Below are 16,127 nucleotides of genomic sequence, written 5' to 3' on the forward strand. Positions count from 1 at the left end.
CGCAGCGACGGAGGTGCAACGATGACGATGGACAAGACAGTGTCGAGCGCAGCTGAGGCGATTTCCGACATCGACAGCGGATCATCGATAGCGGTCGGTGGCTTCGGACTCTGCGGAAACCCGATGATTCTCATCGAGGCCCTTCTCGAACTCGGCAGCGACGAACTGTCCATAGTGAGCAACAACTGCGGCGTCGACGACTGGGGACTCGGCATCCTGCTCGCCAACGGCCGCATCCGCAAGATGACCTCGTCATACGTCGGCGAGAACAAGGAGTTTGAACGACAATTCCTCTCCGGCGAGCTCGAGGTCGAACTGACGCCTCAGGGAACTCTTGCCGAAAAGCTCCGCGCCGGCGGTGCGGGCATCGCCGCCTTCTACACGCAGACCGGAGTCGGAACGCAGGTCGCCGAGGGCGGCCTGCCGCGCCGATATGACGGAACCGGGGGAGTGGCCATCGCCTCCGAACCGAAACCGGTCCAGATGTTCTCGGTCCGCGGCACAGAGAAGACCTTCGTTCTCGAGGAAGCCATCACCACCGATTTCGCCCTCGTCCACGCCAAACGGGGAGACCGCCACGGCAATCTTGTCTTCGACAAGTCCGCTCGCAACTTCTCACCTCTGGCCGCAATGGCCGGAAAGGTCTGCATCGCGCAGGTCGAAGAGCTGGTCGAGCCGGGAGGCATCGATCCGGATGCCGTCCACCTGCCCGGTGTGTTCGTGCACCGGGTCCTTGAGGTCGGCACCGACATCGAAAAACGGATCGAACGACGCACCGTTCGCCAGTCGGAAGGTGCGTGACCATGGCTCTCAGCCGCAATGAAATGGCCGCCAGGGCCGCGCTCGAACTTGAAGACGGTGCATACGTCAACCTGGGAATCGGATTGCCAACGCTCGTCCCGAACTACGTCCCGGACTCGATCACCGTCACGCTCCAATCGGAAAATGGAATCCTCGGTGTTGGTCCTTACCCGACGGAAGACGCTGTCGATCCCGACCTGATCAACGCGGGCAAGGAGACCGTCACGACACTCCCAGGCACATCGTTCTTTGACTCGGCCCTGAGCTTCGCCATGATTCGCGGCGGCAAGATCGACGCGGCAATCCTCGGTGCGATGCAGGTCTCCGCTCGAGGGGACCTCGCGAACTGGATGATCCCGGGCAAAGTCGTGAAGGGACCAGGGGGAGCGATGGATCTGGTTCACGGTGCCGAACGGGTCATCATTCTGATGGAACACGTCGCCCGCGACGGCAGCGCCAAGATCGTCCACGAGTGCTCACTGCCCCTCACCGGCCGGGGCGTCGTCGACAGAATCATCACGGATCTCGCCGTCATCGATGTCACCGCCAGCGGCCTCGTTCTCGTCGAGACAGCACCAGGCGTCAGCGTCGACGAGGTGATCGCGGCAACAGAGCCGCCCCTCAGGATCGCACTGTAGAGCTGAACGGAATCCAACTTTCGGACCATCATTCATCGGCTTGTGTTCAGGGGCGCGGCGTAGGATGGCACGGTGCCAGCAGTTAATTTGGGAATGCCCAAGGTCCCCGAGATCCTCGCTCCGCGACGCAAGTCCCGTCAGATCAAGGTAGGCAAGGTCCTCGTCGGCGGTGACGCGCAGGTCAGCGTTCAGTCCATGACGACGACGCCAACCACGAACATCAACGCGACGCTCCAGCAGATCGCCGAACTGACGGCATCCGGCTGTGACATCGTCCGTGTCGCCGTGCCGAGCCGTGACGATGCCGAAGCCCTTCCGATCATCGCGAAGAAGAGCCAGATCCCGGTCATCGCCGACATCCACTTCCAGCCCAACTACGTTTATGCAGCGATCGACGCCGGGTGCGCCGCCGTCCGCGTGAACCCGGGCAACATCCGCAAGTTCGACGACCAGATCGGTGAGATCGCCCGACGCGCCAAGGCCGCAGACGTATCACTCCGCATCGGCGTGAACGCCGGATCGCTCGACCCCCGCCTGCTGCAGAAATATGGCAAGGCCACTCCGGAGGCTCTCGTCGAGAGCGCCGTCTGGGAAGCCAGCCTCTTCGAAGAGCACGACTTCCACGACTTCAAGATCTCGGTCAAGCACAACGACCCGGTCGTCATGGTCAAGGCATACCGCCTGCTCGCCGAACGGGGTGACTGGCCACTTCACCTCGGCGTCACCGAGGCCGGCCCGTCATTCCAGGGCACGATCAAGAGCGCAACGGCGTTCGGCATCCTGCTCTCAGAAGGCATCGGCGACACCATCCGGGTCTCGCTCAGCGCTCCTCCCGCCGAGGAGATCAAGGTCGGCCTGCAGATCCTGCAGTCGCTCAACCTGCGTGAGCGCAAGCTTGAGATCGTGTCATGCCCGAGCTGCGGCCGCGCACAGGTCGACGTCTACAAACTCGCCAACGACGTGACCGATGGTCTCGAGGGAATGACGGTTCCACTCCGGGTCGCCGTCATGGGCTGTGTCGTCAACGGCCCAGGCGAAGCCCGCGAAGCCGACCTCGGTGTCGCATCCGGCAACGGCAAGGGCCAGATCTTCGTCAAGGGTGAGGTCATCAAGACCGTTCCCGAGTCCGAGATCGTTGCAACGCTCATCGAAGAGGCCAACCGCATCGCAGCCGAAATGCCCGCGAGCGACACCAGCATCGGTTCTCCGGTGGTCAGCGTCAGCTAGCGGGTCGGGCGCACTCCCGTGGCCCGCACCAGCGCGGCCACAGGCACTGTAAGTGGCATCGCAGCTCGCGCAGGCGCAGGGTCGGAGGGTCGGGCAGGGCTAGCATGGACGGGTGGTAACTCGGCTAACTAACTATTTCCTCAAGACCCTCCGCGAAGACCCTTCAGACGCCGAGGTGATCAGTCACCGCCTGCTCGTCCGGGCCGGCTACATCCGGCGCCAGGCTCCGGGTATTTTCGCGTGGCTGCCTCTCGGCCTCAAGGTCAAGGGCAAGATCGAACAGATCATCCGTGATGAGATGACCCGTGCTGGTGCGCACGAGGTGCACTTCCCGGCGCTTCTCCCGCGCGAACCGTACGAGGTCACCGGCCGCTGGGACGAGTACGGCGACGGACTCTTCCGGCTCAAGGACCGCAAGGGAAGCGACCTGCTGCTCGCTCCCACCCACGAGGAAGTGTTCACTCTCCTCGTCAAGGACCTGTACTCCTCGTATAAGGACCTGCCCCTGTCGATCTACCAGATCCAGGACAAGTACCGCGACGAGGCACGTCCCCGCGCCGGCCTGCTGCGCGGCCGCGAGTTCACGATGAAGGACGCGTACTCCTTCGACTACACCGATGCCGGCCTCGACGCGAGCTACATGGCACAGCGCGACGCCTACGAGCGCATCTTCACCCGCCTCGGCCTCGAATACGTCATCGTCCAGGCGGATGCCGGTGCAATGGGCGGATCACGCAGCGAAGAATTCCTGCACCCAACGCCCGTGGGCGAAGACACGTTCGTGCGCTCAGCTGGCGGCTACGCGGCCAATGTCGAGGCGTGGACCACGCTCGCACCCCCAGCCATCGCGATCGAGGGACAGGCGCCTGCAGAGGTTCACGACACCCCGAACACACCGACTATCCAGACCCTCGTCGATGTCGCCAATGCCGAGCACCCCCGCGAGGACGGTGCAGCCTGGACGGCGGCGGACACGCTGAAGAATGTCGTCCTGGCGCTCAACCACCTCGACGGTACCCGAGAGCTCGTCATCGTCGGCCTGCCCGGCGATCGCGACGTTGACCTCAAGCGCGCCGAGGTTGCCTTCGCTCCGGCTGAGATCGAGGCTGCGACCGAGGCCGACTTCGCCAAGCACCCGGGACTCGTCAAGGGCTACATCGGCCCGTGGAGCGAGAACGGCCCGGTGCTCGGCGAGAAGTCGGCGACGGGCATCCGTTACCTGCTCGACCCCCGCGTCGTGGACGGCACCAGCTGGATCACCGGAGCGAACGTCGACGGCAAGCACGTCTTCGGCCTCGTCGCCGGTCGCGACTTCACCGCTGACGGAATCGCCGATGTCGCTGAAGTGCGTGCCGGCGACCCCGCACCGGACGGATCAGGACCCGTCGAGCTCGCACGCGGCATGGAGATCGGCCACGTGTTCCAGCTTGGCCGTAAGTATGCGGAAGCCCTCGGGCTCAAGGTCCTGGACGAAAACGGCAAGCTCGTCACCGTCACGATGGGGTCATACGGCATCGGTGTCACACGAATCCTCGCGATCATCGCGGAGCTCAACAACGATGAGAACGGCCTGATCTGGCCCGAGACCGTCGCTCCTTTCGATGTCTACGTCGTTGCTACGGGCCGAGATGCAGCGGTCTTCGAGGCGGCGGAGAGCGTCGTTGCCGACCTCGAAGCTGCAGGGTTCGATGTGCTCTTTGATGACCGCCCGAAGGTCTCACCCGGCGTCAAATTCGGTGACGCCGAACTGATCGGCATCCCGAAGATCGTCATCGCCGGTCGCGGTGTCGCCGACGGCGTCGTCGAGCTGTGGGACCGCCGCACGAACGAGCGCACTCCGGTTCCGATCAGTGAAGCAGCAGCAACGCTCCAGGCCGGCAGCAAGGCCACACAGAGCGTCTGACGCTCGCATGCAAAAACCCCGGTCGGATGATTCCGACCGGGGTTTTTATATGGCGCCAGGGAGTTAGCGGCCGTGGTGAGCGCCGTGCTTGATGATCGGCATCGGGCCGGTGACGCTCAACTGGTCCTCCCAGCACTCGACGTTCTTGAGCTCGGGCAGGCGCTCTTTGGTGAACACCGGATCGAAGCCATCGCGCCTCTGGTCTGAGTAGTCCTTGAGGAGCTTGAATGCCACACCACCGAGCAATCCGATCGCCGTGAGGTTGACGAGTGCCATCACGCCCATCAAGCCGTCAGCGGTGTTCCAGACGATGTCAGCCGTGAGCACCGAGCCCGCGAGTACCGCGACCACGGCGGCAACGCGGTAGACCGTCAGCCACACGGGCTTCGTCGTGATGAACTCGATGTTCGATTCGCCGTAGTAGTAGTTTCCGAGGATCGAGCTGAACGCGAGCAGGAAGACGATCACGCTGAGCAGGATGCCGGACCACGCCCCGAGCTGACTCGTGACGGCGTCGAAGGTGAGGCCGATTCCGCGCTCAGCATTCGCGAGGTCCGGTGTCGAGACCAGGACGATGAACGCCGTGATCGAGCAGATGAGGAACGTGTCGAAGTAGACGCCGAGCGTCTGCACCAGGCCCTGCTTCACCGGATGGGTGACCGCCGCTGACGCACCGGCGTTCGGCGCAGAACCGAGCCCTGCCTCGTTCGAGAACATCCCGCGCTTGACGCCCTGGAGGATGATCGTGCCGATCGCCCCACCGGCGACCTGCTGGAAGCCGAAGGCCCCGGCAAAGATCTCCCCGAAGACCCGGGGTACCTCGGTCACGTTCAGCCCGACGATAATGACGCCGACGACGAGGTACAGGAGCGCCATGAGAGGCACGATGGCCTGCGTGACCGAAGCGATCCGTCGCACGCCGCCGAAGACGACGAGGCCGGTGAGCACGGCGAGGGCGAGGCCGACAACCCACGGCAGCCAGGTGAGCTCAACTCCGACCGTGCTCATGACTGTCGCGCTGATGGTGTTCGCCTGCAGAGAGCTGAACGCGAGCGGGAAGCAGAGGATGAGGATCACAGCGAAGAGGATGCCCATCCACCTGGCCCCGAGACCGCGTTCCATGTAATAAGCGGGGCCGCCTCTGAACCCGTCTTTGTCCTTGGTCTTATACAGCTGGCCGAGTGTTGACTCGACGAAGCTCGATGCGCCACCGATGAACGCCATGGTCCACATCCAGAACACCGCACCGGGACCGCCGATGGCGATCGCGGTTCCGACCCCGGCGATATTACCGACGCCGACGCGGGATGCTGCCGAAATGGTGAAGGCTTGGAACGCGGAAACCGACTGCGCTTTGCCGCTCGAATCGAGCGGCGTCTTGTCGGTGAGCGTCCGGAACATCTCCGGAATCATGCGGAACTGGACGACGCCGGTTCTCACTGTGAAGTACAGGCCGAGAAGTCCAACAACGGGCAGTAGCACCCAGGTCCAGAGTCCGTCTCCCGCTGCGAGCACGAGATTATTGAGTGCGTCCATCATTCAAACCTAACCGCCAGCGGACGCTCCTTCGTTCACGGAGCGGTCGTGGAGGAGGCCAGGCAGCGCCACTTCGCCGGCTTTCGTAACGCATCTGTGATCGGACCGCCAGCACTGAGCAGCGAACTGTCCAGTAGGTTCTGACCAGTGGCGAGAGTCTCGTTCTCGCTGGACGAGACGGGTAACCATGACGGTTCGGGCGCGCACGCTTGCGGCACTGACAGTAGCGCTACTTTTCGGCGCAGCGGGTTGCGCGGCTCCGCCAACTCCGCCACGGGAACCGGCCGCGACGGCATCGCCGTCAGAGACGCCGACCGTGACGCCGACGCCGACGGACACCCCCGATGCTCCCCTCGAGAGTGTCGTTGTCATCGGTGCTGACGGGCTCTCCGTGCAGTCGGCAGGCGGGGATGAGATCAGTTTCCTCCGATACGACACCGCTCCGGAAGCAGCCATCGCCGATCTGACCCGGATCTTTGGCGCTGAGCCCACCCTGGAACATTTCCCAGGTGACCAGATCTGCGAGCCGGAGAGGTTGGAGTACACGTGGGTGGGGATGTCCATCCACGTCGAAGGGGATAGTTCGAGCGCGGCCACTTTCGCGGCCGGTGTCCAAAAGGGCGCGAGCAACTCCGCGATCGTCGTCCAGACCGAGCACGGCGGACAGATCGGTGGCTCTTTCGTAGAGCTGGCTTCGGCGATTCCCGGCGCGCTGAGCGAGACCTGGGATTACGAGGGCGAGCGGTGGGATGTCGTCATGGACGGCCTGACCGCAGAGCCACCAGCCGGAGAAGAAGGCGAATTCTGGCCTGGCGTTCGAATCCACGCGATCGACGATGAAATCTTCAACATCTATGCTCCCGTGGCCTTTTCGAGCGACTGTTAGCACCATGTGCTCCGCGGCCACAGGCAGCCCCGTGGTGTTGGAAAGCGCGCGCGTCGGGTAAGTTAGAAGATCGATCCGCCAGTGCAGAAGTGGCGGTGGCAGCTGAATAGAGGAGTACCCCGGTGGACATCGATCTCAACGTACTGAAGATGATGGAGCGGGAGAAGGAAATCCCCCTCGGCGAACTCATCGGCATCATCGAACAGGCTATTCGTACCGCCTACATCAAGAGCCAGACCGAACCGGGTGAAGCAGAACCCGACGTCCGCGTCGAGCTGGACCGGAAGACCGGTCACGTCGCTGTCCTCATTCCTGAAAAGGACGAAGAGGGCAATATCATCGGCGAGGCCGAGTCGACCCCTGAGGACTTCGGCCGCATCGCTGCTTTCGCAGCGAAGCAGGTCATCAACCAGCGTCTGAGGGACCTCGCTGACGACGCGATCCTCGGCGAGTTCAAAGGCCGCGAAGGTGACATCGTCGCAGGTGTCGTGCAGCAGGGTCCCAACCCGCGCATGGTGCACATCGACCTCGGAACCATCGAAGCGATCATGCCGCCCGAAGAGCAGGTCCCCGGCGAGGAATACAAGCATGGTGCCCGCATCCGGGTCTACGTCACGAGCGTTGCCCGTGGAATGAAGGGCCCGCAGATCACCGTGTCTCGTACCCACCCGTCTCTCGTTCGCAAGCTCTTCGCGCTCGAGGTCCCTGAGATTGCATCCGGCGTCGTCGAGATCGTGTCGCTTGCCCGCGAGGCGGGTCACCGCACAAAGATCGCCGTTCGCGCCAACGACCCGAGCGTCAATGCCAAGGGTGCGTGCATCGGCGAGCTCGGACGACGGGTTCGCGCGGTGACGGAGGAACTCGGCACCGAGAAGATCGATATCGTCGACTACTCGCCGAACCTGGCTACGTTTGTCGCCAACGCGCTCTCGCCGGCGAAGGTCACGAGCACTTTCATGATCGACGAGTCCACTAAGGCTGTCAGGGCGCTCGTGCCCGACTACCAGCTGTCCCTCGCTATCGGCAAGGAAGGGCAGAACGCCCGCCTCGCCGCGAAGCTGACGGGCGCGAAGATCGACATCCAGCCGGACTCGATCCTCGAGGACTGAATACGCTGCTGACCGGATCAGCCGCCTGGTCGGGTCGAGAGGCCGAATTCTATCCTCGAGGCTCGACCACGCGCTGCCGGGCGTCTTCGAATTGAGGGAGTGCTAGGATGGAACCCGTTAGAACGTGCGTCGGATGCCGCGTACGTGCCGAGAGATCCTCCCTCGTGAGGGTCGTGGCCAGGGACTCACAGCTCGTGGTGGACACCACCGCGTCGCTGCCAGGCCGAGGCGCGTGGCTGCATCCGCAAATCCAGTGTTACCAACTCGCAGTGAAGCGGCGGGCCTTCGGGCGTGCCCTTCGTGAGCCGAGGTCCCTCGACACGGCAGCACTTGAAATTTCAGTACGAGAGAACAGGCTGAACGGCTAATGGACAACTAATGAGCGGCTCGAAATGAGACCCGTCCGTAAATAAAGGTCCGCCCTGTCTGGGTGGACCCAGACAGGAGAATAGTGGCTGGAAAACCACGCGTACACGAGATCGCATCTGAACTCGGTGTCGACAGCAAGGTAGCCCTTGCGAAACTGAAGGAACTGGGCGAATTCGTCAAGTCGCCCTCATCAACTATTGAACCCCCGGTTGCACGGAAGCTTCGTGCTGCCCTTGAAGCGGACGGCGCCAAGCCCTCCGCTCCTGACGCGGCAAAGGCCCCGGCCACCTCGGCGAAGCCGGGCTCACGCCCGACGCCCGCTCCGGCTAAGAAGCCTGCAGCCGCCGCTCCGGCACCGGCTGCGGAGCCCGCCGCGAAGACGGAAGCTCCTGCAACACCTGCAGCGCCCGCAGCACCGGCGCCAGCCGCAGAGGCAGCACCGGCAGCAGAAGCAGCACCGGCAGCATCCGCAACACCATCAGTAACGCCATTGCCCGCTGCTCCGGCAGCCGCGGAAGCGTCGGCTGACGCCGCGACCGGCTCTGCAGACAAGCCAGCAGCACCGGGCGGTCCTCGCCCAGGCGCACCTCGCCCGGGTAACAACCCGTTCGCGAGCGCACAGGGCATGGGCCAGCGCCCGGCAACACCGCGTCCGGGTAACAACCCGTTCGCAAGCGCACAGGGCATGGGCCAGCGGCCCGCTCCCACCCCGAGCAACATTCCTCGCCCGCAGGCACCCCGACCCGGTTCGCCGCGTCCGGGTGCTCCGCGTCCCGGCGCTGCAGGTCAGCGTCCCGGCGGCGGCGGATTCCAGCGTCCCGGTGGCGCAGGTCGCCCCGCAGGTGGCGGATTCCAGCGTCCAGGCGCTCCCGCTGCCGGTGGATTCCAGCGTCCGGGTGGCGCTCCAGGTGCTCCAGGCTCGAACTTCGGCCCCAACCGCCCCGCAGGTGGCGGCGGTCGTGGCCGTGGCCCCGGTGGTGGAACCGCCGGTGCGTTCGGTCGTGGTGGCGGCAAGAGCAAGTCACGCAAGTCGAAGCGCGCCAAGAGGCAGGAATTCGAACTCAGGGAAGCTCCGTCGCTTGGTGGCGTGAGTGTTCCCCGCGGTGATGGAACGACCATCGTCCGTCTTCGCCGTGGAGCATCCATTTCGGACTTCGCCGACAAGATCGACGCCAGCCCCGGAAACCTCGTCACCGTGCTGTTCCACCTCGGTGAAATGGCGACGGCTACCGAGTCCCTCGACGAGGCGACCTTCGGCATCCTCGGTGAAGAGCTCGGCTACCGGATCCTCATCGTTTCCCCCGAGGAAGAGGACCGCGAGCTTCTCGAAGGCTTCTCGATCGACCTCGACCAGGAGCTTGCAGACGAGACGGACGAAGATCTTGAGATCCGCCCGCCCGTCGTCACGGTCATGGGTCACGTCGACCACGGTAAGACCCGACTGCTCGACGCCATCCGTAACGCCAACGTCGTTGCGGGAGAAGCCGGCGGCATCACGCAGCACATCGGTGCGTACCAGGTCGTCGCTGAGCACGAGGGCGTCGAACGCCCCATCACCTTCATCGACACACCGGGCCACGAGGCGTTCACCGCCATGCGTGCCCGTGGTGCGCAGGTCACCGACATCGCGATCCTCGTGGTCGCGGCCGACGACGGCATCATGCCCCAGACGATTGAGGCACTCAACCACGCACAGGCAGCAAACGTGCCGATCGTGGTCGCAGTGAACAAGATCGATAAGGAAGACGCCAACCCGCAGAAGGTGCGCCAGCAGCTCACCGAATACGGACTCGTCGCCGAGGAATACGGTGGAGACGTCATGTTCGTTGACGTGTCAGCGCGCAACAACATCAACATCAAGGAACTCCTTGACGCTGTGCTGTTGACCGCAGACGCCGGCCTCGACATGCGCGCCAACCCGAACAAGGACGCCCGTGGTGTCGCGATCGAAGCGAAGCTCGACAAGGGACGCGGTGCTGTTGCGACAGTGCTCATCCAGTCGGGAACGCTCAAGGTCGGAGACCCGATCGTCGCCGGTACCGCTTACGGCCGTGTCCGTGCGATGGCAGACGAAAACGGCGACGCCGTCGAGTTCGCCACCCCGTCACGTCCGGTCCAGGTTCAGGGTCTGTCTTCGGTGCCTCGCGCCGGCGACACGTTCCTCGTCACTGACGATGACCGCACAGCACGTCAGATCGCTGAGAAGCGTGAAGCTGCTGAGCGCAACGCCCAGCTGGCCAAGTCCCGCAAGCGCATCAGCCTTGAGGACTTCACCCGCGCTCTCGAAGAGGGCAAGGTCGAATCGCTCAACCTCATCATCAAGGGTGACGTCTCCGGTGCCGTCGAGGCACTCGAAGAGTCGCTGCTCAAGATCGAGATCGACGACAGTGTCCAGCTGCGCATCATCCACCGCGGTGTCGGTGCGATCACCGAGTCGGACGTCAACCTGGCGACCATCGACAACGCGATCATCATCGGCTTCAACGTGCGCCCCGACCCGAAGGCTCGGGAACGTGCCGCGCGCGAAGGCGTCGACATCCGGTTCTACTCGGTTATCTACAACGCCATCGACGATGTGGAAGCAAGCCTCACCGGCATGCTCAAGCCCGAGTACGAAGAAGTCCAGTCCGGTGTCGCCGAGATCCGCGAGGTGTTCCGCTCCTCCAAGTTCGGCAACATCGCCGGTGTCATCGTTCGCTCGGGAACCATCACGAGGAACGCGAAAGCTCGCGTTATCCGCGACGGTGTTGTGCTCGGGGACAACCTCGCCATCGAATCGCTGCGTCGGTTCAAGGACGACGTCACCGAGGTTCGGACGGACTTCGAGGCTGGAATCGGTCTCGGCAAGTTCAACGACATCCAGATCGGTGACGAGATCGAGACGACAGAGATGAAAGAGAAGCCGCGCGTCTAGGCTCCTCTCGACTGCGGCAGCCTCTTCGGGGCTGCCGCAGTCGATTCCGTCCCCGCACAGGGACACAGGGACTGCAGGCAAGGCTGAAGGAGAAGATCATGGGCGAGAACCCACGAGCACGTAAACTGGCCGACCGTATCCAGGAAGTCATCGCCAAGCGCATCGAGCGTGGAATGCGTGACCCCCGGCTCGGATTCGTCACGATCACCGACGTCCGCGTCACGGGAGACCTCCAGCACGCGAGCGTGTTCTACACGGTCTACGGCTCTGACGAGGAACGGGCAGACTCAGCGGCCGCACTCGAGGCGGCCAAGGGCATGCTTCGAAGCGAAGTCGGCAAGAACATCACGGCACGGCTGACCCCGAGCCTCGAGTTCATCCACGACGCCCTCCCGGAGAACGCCAAGCACCTGGACGAGCTCCTCGCCAAGGCCCGCGAACGCGACTCATCGATCGAGGCACTCAAGTCCACGGCGACATACGCCGGCGACCCCGACCCGTACGTCAAACCACGGGTTGCTGACGACGACGAATAAACCGAACACACTAGAGCTTCGAGCAAAACGGGCTGTGTGCCGCCTCAGGGCAGCACATAGCCCGTTTGTGCGTTCACGGCCAGCCCGTCGGCGACGAGTCCAGCGAGTGCGCGTTCGCGCTGAACGGCATCCGGCCACAGGCTTTCGATCTCGGCCGGTGTGACGGGAACGTGTGCCGCACGCAACTCGGCCATGATCAGGCCACGGACGTGCCTGTCACTGCCCTCATATTTCTTCTGCACTGCCTTTCGTTTGCCCTCGTACGCCGGATAGCCCGCGAGACGCCAGGCGCAGGCATCAGCGATGGGGCACTCATCGCACTTCGGCGCCCGTGCCGTGCACACAATCGCACCGAGCTCCATCGCACCGGCGTTGAACACCCTCGCATCCTCGACGCTTTCCGGCAGCAGCCGCTCCATCGCGGCGAGGTCGCGGGCATTCGACGGGGGAGCGGGCTCCTGGTTACCGTCGATCGCGCGCGCGATGACGCGTCTGGTATTGGTGTCGACGACCGGATGCCTGTGGCCATACGCGAACACCGACACGGCTCGCGCGGTGTAATCACCGACCCCTGGCAGGGCGAGGAGATCGTCGACACCCTGCGGCACGATCCCATCGTGCCGCTCGGCGATCGTGACGGCAGCAGCGTGCAGCCAGAGAGCTCGGCGCGGGTAGCCGAGGTTCGCCCACGCCCGAACGGCTTCACCGGGCGGAACGCTCGCGAGCGCCCCCGGCGACGGCCAGCGCTCGAGCCACTCGGCAAGGCGGGGGATCACACGGGCGACGGGGGTCTGCTGCAGCATGAACTCAGACACCAGGATTCCCCACGCCGGGAACCCCGGCTCGCGCCACGGCAGGGCGCGGCCGCTCGTGGTGAACCAGTCGATGATCCGGTCAGACAGCACCGAGTCAGACAACTGGGCCGACAGCGGCGGGGACAGCACCGGGGCCGACGGCTGCGGGGCGGACGGCAGCAGCGCGGGACGCGGGGCGAGGGGAGTGTCAGACATACGTCCGTCAAGCGTATGCGGTCGGCCAGAGGTATTCTCGACTGATGAGTCTTGTTTCGACACCCAGGGTCGAGCTGTTGCGTGACCTGCGAGAAGAGATCACCCACAATTACCCCGCAGGCCGCACGATTGTGGCGGTGGACGGCATCCAGGGCTCCGGCACTGCGGCGTTCGCCGATGACCTCGCCGATGTGTTCCGTGAAGCGGACAGGGCCGCCTTCCGTGCCTCGGTCGACGACTTCCACCGGCCGAGGGAGGAGCGATACGCGCGGGGACGGAACTCCGCTGAGGGTTACTACCATGACTCGTTCGACTACTCGCTGCTTCGCCGTGTGCTCATCGAGCCGTTCCGGTTGGCGGGAAGCACCGGATTCCAGCTCGCGGGTTTCGATGAGAAACGCAACACGGGTGAAGAGCTTCGATGGGTGACAGGACCAAAAGACGCCGTGCTCATCGTCGACGGTGTTTTCCTCCACCGGCCTGAGCTTCGCGGTCTCTGGCACTATTCGATCTGGCTCGACGTGCCGTTCTCGGAGGCGTACCGGCGGCTGGCAGAGTCGCTCGGCGCAGATCCGGACCCTCAGGCCGCGTCCAACGCAAGGTACGTCGGTGGTCAGCAGCTCTACCAGCGAGAAGCGAACCCGCGCACCAGCGCGACCGCGGTGGTCAACAATTCTGTTGAAGCCAGTCCTGCCCGGGTCTTCCTCGACAGCTGCTGAGTCCGCTCACACGTGGGTGCGGGCCTCGGCACCGGACACAACGCTGGCCACAGCATCCGCCACCTGCCGCGGGGTGAAGAAGACCCCGGTCTTCTCGACCTCGTGCACGAGGGCCGTCAGTGATTCGTTGACCGGGGCGCGACGCCCGAGCGCGCGTGCCTGCCGCACGACTGCCCCGTTGAGGAAGTCGATCTCCGTGGGCTGGCCCCGCCTGATCGACTGCAATGTCGAGCCGGGGTTGGGGACCGGTCCCATCCTGGCCGCGAAACGGGCGGGCAATGCCTGTCCGAGCGCGAGGGGCAGCCGAGCGAAAAAGCGAAGCCTGAGGTCACCCAGACCCTGAATCGACCCGAAACGGATGCCGGTGGCAGCGCCGACGCGCACCGTCTCCCGCATGCTCCTCGTCATGATCATGCGAAGGGAACGATCGGCAACGACCTCCTGCACGCGCAAGCCAGTGATCGCCGGCAGGGCGTTGAGCTGGTTGACGAGGAGCTTCGTCCACTGCGCTCCCACGAAATTACCGATGGCCGTGAACCGCAACGCCTCACCGAGCTCGGCCTCGATCCGCCGGACCTCGGCGTCGGGCTGGCCGGTGCCCCTGCCGACGTACGTCGTCGCCGGGGTGGTCACCCGCACAGCGCCCGGCTCCAGGTACGACGCCGCGACGATGGACAGCGCACCGATGCAGGACGAGTCGACGAGTGTTTTCGAGACTGTGTCGACACCGTGGAGACCGTTCTGCACAACGATCACCGGTGTCCCGTTGATCGCCTGACCGTGTTCGGCGAGGGCGGATGCTGTGTCCTGCGCTTTGACGGCGATGAACGCGAGGTCGAAGTCCCCACCGGGCACTTCGGGGGTCGTGAGTTGCGGGACGGCGACGAGCTTCGTTGTGTCCCACTCGCCGAACCCGCCGCTCAGATGAATTCCGCTCTCGCTGACCGCCTCGAGCTGCGCTCCGCGGGCGACCAGCGTGACCTCGTGGCCGGCCCGGTCGAGAAGTGCCGCGAAGGTGGAGCCGAGGGCTCCAGCTCCGATCACGGCAATACGCATGCCTTCAGCCTACGGTGCCGCGTGTGGGAAGATGGTCTGTCGCCCGCAAGGCACGAAAGGACCATCTGTGCACTCCGGCATCCTCCTCGTTGACAAGCCGCAATCGATCACGAGCCACGACGTCGTCGCGCGCACCCGGAGACTCGCGGGCACCCGTCGGGTCGGGCACGCGGGCACCCTCGACCCGATGGCGACCGGTCTCCTGATCCTCGGCATCAACTCATCCACCCGCCTTCTCACCTACCTCGTCGGGCAGGACAAGGAATACCTCGCGACGATCAGGCTCGGGATCTCCACGACGACGGATGACGCCGAGGGCGAACCGGTCGAGCGGGCGGATCCGGATGCCGTTTCCAACGTCACCGACGCTGCGATCGCGTCAGCGGTCGCCGACCTCACCGGAAGTATCTCCCAGGTTCCGTCGAGCGTCAGCGCCATCAAGGTCGACGGTAAGCGGGCATACGCACTCGTCCGTGCCGGTGAAACCGTCGAGCTCAAGTCCCGCCCGGTCACCGTCTCACGCTTCGACGTTCTTAACCGAACGGACGGCGAGGGCATCGTGGACCTCGAGGTCCGCGTCGAATGCTCCTCGGGAACCTACATCCGCGCCCTGGCCAGGGACCTCGGTACAGCTCTCGGCGTCGGCGGTCACCTCACAAGCCTCCGGCGGACACGCATCGGGCCATTCAGTGTCGACAACGCTCCCCGCCTCGACGAACTCGACGTCGCAGCGAGCCTCATCGGCCCGGCGGAGGCGGCATCCGTTCTCTTTCCCCGCATCGCTCTCACCGAGCAGCAGGCCATCGACCTGGGGCACGGCAAGAAGGTTCCAGCCGCTGAGCTCGCATTGTCCGGGCCCCTCGGTGATGATTCACTCGCCGCCGCTGTCGCCCCTGACGGACGGCTGGTCGGACTCGTGAAGATCGCGGGGGATGTCGCGAAGAGCGCCGTCAACTTCCCGGCCGATGCAGTGGCACCTCCGAAGGACGCTCAGGCAACGCCTGAGCCGGCGGCTCAGGCAACAGGCGACGGGGAAACCCGGGCATGATCGAGTGGTTTACCTGGCTGCAGGTGGCTGTAGCGGTTGGGGCTGGCCTGCTCTGTGTGATTCTCGGATTCGCCGGCAAAAAACCGAGTGACCTCACCCTGGGCTCGCTCGCGCTCGTGGAACTCCTCCTCATCGCCCAGCTCGTCGTGGCCATCGTCGCACCGTTCACGGGCAACGAACCGGTCGGAAGCGTCCTCGAGTTCTACACCTATCTCGTTTCGGCGATTCTGTTGCCGGCCGCTGCGGGCTTCTGGGCTTTGGTGGACCGCAGCAAGTGGAGCACTGTGATCCTCGGCGTCGTCGCACTAGCGATCGCGGTGATGGTCTACCGGATGCAGCAGATCTGGACGACGCTCCCGTTCTGAGCCCCACTGA

The 16,127-nt window shown here is 64.5% G+C and carries 15 protein-coding genes; 12 read left to right on the forward strand and 3 right to left on the reverse strand.

Going from position 1 to position 16,127, the window contains the following annotated elements; translation table 11 throughout:
• Positions 1 to 21 precede the first annotated feature (21 nt).
• The 4 genes from AC1X6S_RS10690 to AC1X6S_RS10705 all read left to right on the forward strand — a co-directional run bounded on the left by AC1X6S_RS10690 (position 22) and on the right by AC1X6S_RS10705 (position 4,569).
• Positions 22 to 801: a CoA transferase subunit A gene (locus tag AC1X6S_RS10690; protein ID WP_483405725.1), complete on the forward strand. Its 780-nt coding sequence runs from the start codon at positions 22 to 24 to the stop codon at positions 799 to 801.
• A gap of 2 nt (positions 802 to 803) precedes the next feature.
• The gene (locus tag AC1X6S_RS10695) at positions 804 to 1,439 is read left to right on the forward strand and encodes a CoA transferase subunit B (protein ID WP_483405726.1); all 636 of its coding nucleotides are present in this window, start codon (positions 804 to 806) and stop codon (positions 1,437 to 1,439) included.
• A 72-nt stretch (positions 1,440 to 1,511) separates the two neighbouring features.
• A complete protein-coding gene (gene ispG, locus AC1X6S_RS10700; protein WP_483405727.1) occupies positions 1,512 to 2,666 on the forward strand; it encodes a flavodoxin-dependent (E)-4-hydroxy-3-methylbut-2-enyl-diphosphate synthase in 1,155 nt (384 codons plus the stop codon).
• Between the two features lie 112 nt (positions 2,667 to 2,778).
• Positions 2,779 to 4,569, forward strand: a complete 1,791-nt coding sequence (locus AC1X6S_RS10705; protein ID WP_483405728.1) for a proline--tRNA ligase — start codon at positions 2,779 to 2,781, stop codon at positions 4,567 to 4,569.
• A 63-nt stretch (positions 4,570 to 4,632) separates the two neighbouring features.
• Here AC1X6S_RS10705 and AC1X6S_RS10710 read toward each other — a convergent pair whose 3' ends face one another.
• The gene (locus tag AC1X6S_RS10710; RefSeq protein ID WP_483405901.1) at positions 4,633 to 6,105 is read right to left on the reverse strand and encodes an alanine/glycine:cation symporter family protein; all 1,473 of its coding nucleotides are present in this window, start codon (positions 6,103 to 6,105) and stop codon (positions 4,633 to 4,635) included.
• 187 nt (positions 6,106 to 6,292) lie between these two features.
• Here AC1X6S_RS10710 and AC1X6S_RS10715 point away from each other — a divergent pair, with 187 nt between their 5' ends.
• From AC1X6S_RS10715 to rbfA, 5 genes are all read left to right on the forward strand, one after another.
• Positions 6,293 to 6,991, forward strand: coding sequence for a hypothetical protein (locus AC1X6S_RS10715; RefSeq protein ID WP_483405729.1), 699 nt, complete (start codon positions 6,293 to 6,295; stop codon positions 6,989 to 6,991).
• Between the two features lie 122 nt (positions 6,992 to 7,113).
• Positions 7,114 to 8,100, forward strand: coding sequence for a transcription termination factor NusA (gene nusA / locus AC1X6S_RS10720; RefSeq protein WP_483405730.1), 987 nt, complete (start codon positions 7,114 to 7,116; stop codon positions 8,098 to 8,100).
• Between the two features lie 107 nt (positions 8,101 to 8,207).
• Positions 8,208 to 8,468, forward strand: a complete 261-nt coding sequence (locus AC1X6S_RS10725) for a YlxR family protein (RefSeq protein ID WP_108390530.1) — start codon at positions 8,208 to 8,210, stop codon at positions 8,466 to 8,468.
• An 83-nt stretch (positions 8,469 to 8,551) separates the two neighbouring features.
• On the forward strand, positions 8,552 to 11,383 hold the full coding sequence (infB, locus tag AC1X6S_RS10730) for a translation initiation factor IF-2 (RefSeq protein ID WP_483405731.1): 2,832 nt from the start codon (positions 8,552 to 8,554) through the stop codon (positions 11,381 to 11,383).
• Positions 11,384 to 11,481: 98 nt separating this feature from the next.
• Positions 11,482 to 11,919 carry a 30S ribosome-binding factor RbfA gene (gene rbfA, locus AC1X6S_RS10735; RefSeq protein ID WP_108390532.1) on the forward strand — a complete coding sequence of 146 codons (438 nt, stop codon included), beginning with the start codon at positions 11,482 to 11,484 and terminating at the stop codon, positions 11,917 to 11,919.
• A gap of 44 nt (positions 11,920 to 11,963) precedes the next feature.
• On the opposite strand, the gene AC1X6S_RS10740 is transcribed toward rbfA, so the two are convergent.
• Positions 11,964 to 12,836 carry an HhH-GPD family protein gene (locus AC1X6S_RS10740; RefSeq protein ID WP_483405902.1) on the reverse strand — a complete coding sequence of 291 codons (873 nt, stop codon included), beginning with the start codon at positions 12,834 to 12,836 and terminating at the stop codon, positions 11,964 to 11,966.
• 137 nt (positions 12,837 to 12,973) lie between these two features.
• Between AC1X6S_RS10740 and AC1X6S_RS10745 the strand changes: the two genes are divergently transcribed.
• A complete protein-coding gene (locus tag AC1X6S_RS10745; protein WP_483405732.1) occupies positions 12,974 to 13,648 on the forward strand; it encodes a nucleoside/nucleotide kinase family protein in 675 nt (224 codons plus the stop codon).
• A gap of 6 nt (positions 13,649 to 13,654) precedes the next feature.
• Here AC1X6S_RS10745 and AC1X6S_RS10750 read toward each other — a convergent pair whose 3' ends face one another.
• The gene (locus tag AC1X6S_RS10750) at positions 13,655 to 14,704 is read right to left on the reverse strand and encodes a ketopantoate reductase family protein (RefSeq protein WP_483405733.1); all 1,050 of its coding nucleotides are present in this window, start codon (positions 14,702 to 14,704) and stop codon (positions 13,655 to 13,657) included.
• Positions 14,705 to 14,735: 31 nt separating this feature from the next.
• Between AC1X6S_RS10750 and truB the strand changes: the two genes are divergently transcribed.
• Positions 14,736 to 15,752 (forward strand): tRNA pseudouridine(55) synthase TruB, encoded by a 1,017-nt coding sequence (gene truB, locus AC1X6S_RS10755; protein ID WP_483405903.1) that lies wholly within the window; start codon positions 14,736 to 14,738, stop codon positions 15,750 to 15,752.
• Positions 15,749 to 16,117, forward strand: coding sequence for a hypothetical protein (locus AC1X6S_RS10760; RefSeq protein ID WP_483405734.1), 369 nt, complete (start codon positions 15,749 to 15,751; stop codon positions 16,115 to 16,117). The genes truB and AC1X6S_RS10760 overlap by 4 nt, the downstream gene beginning before the upstream one ends.
• Positions 16,118 to 16,127 lie beyond the last annotated feature (10 nt).

Source organism: Mycetocola sp. Y442, assembly GCF_056898615.1.

Bases quoted from the DNA above. Each gene is read 5' to 3' on its own strand.
- AC1X6S_RS10745 (WP_483405732.1), top strand. From the start codon at position 12,974: ATGAGTCTTGTTTCGACACCCAGGGTCGAGCTGTTGCGTGACCTGCGA.
- AC1X6S_RS10725 (WP_108390530.1), top strand. From the start codon at position 8,208: ATGGAACCCGTTAGAACGTGCGTCGGATGCCGCGTACGTGCCGAGAGA.
- AC1X6S_RS10760 (WP_483405734.1), top strand. From the start codon at position 15,749: ATGATCGAGTGGTTTACCTGGCTGCAGGTGGCTGTAGCGGTTGGGGCT.
- AC1X6S_RS10750 (WP_483405733.1), bottom strand. From the start codon at position 14,704: ATGCGTATTGCCGTGATCGGAGCTGGAGCCCTCGGCTCCACCTTCGCG.
- rbfA (WP_108390532.1), top strand. From the start codon at position 11,482: ATGGGCGAGAACCCACGAGCACGTAAACTGGCCGACCGTATCCAGGAA.
- AC1X6S_RS10690 (WP_483405725.1), top strand. From the start codon at position 22: ATGACGATGGACAAGACAGTGTCGAGCGCAGCTGAGGCGATTTCCGAC.
- truB (WP_483405903.1), top strand. From the start codon at position 14,736: ATGGTCTGTCGCCCGCAAGGCACGAAAGGACCATCTGTGCACTCCGGC.
- AC1X6S_RS10695 (WP_483405726.1), top strand. From the start codon at position 804: ATGGCTCTCAGCCGCAATGAAATGGCCGCCAGGGCCGCGCTCGAACTT.
- AC1X6S_RS10715 (WP_483405729.1), top strand. From the start codon at position 6,293: ATGACGGTTCGGGCGCGCACGCTTGCGGCACTGACAGTAGCGCTACTT.
- AC1X6S_RS10710 (WP_483405901.1), bottom strand. From the start codon at position 6,105: ATGGACGCACTCAATAATCTCGTGCTCGCAGCGGGAGACGGACTCTGG.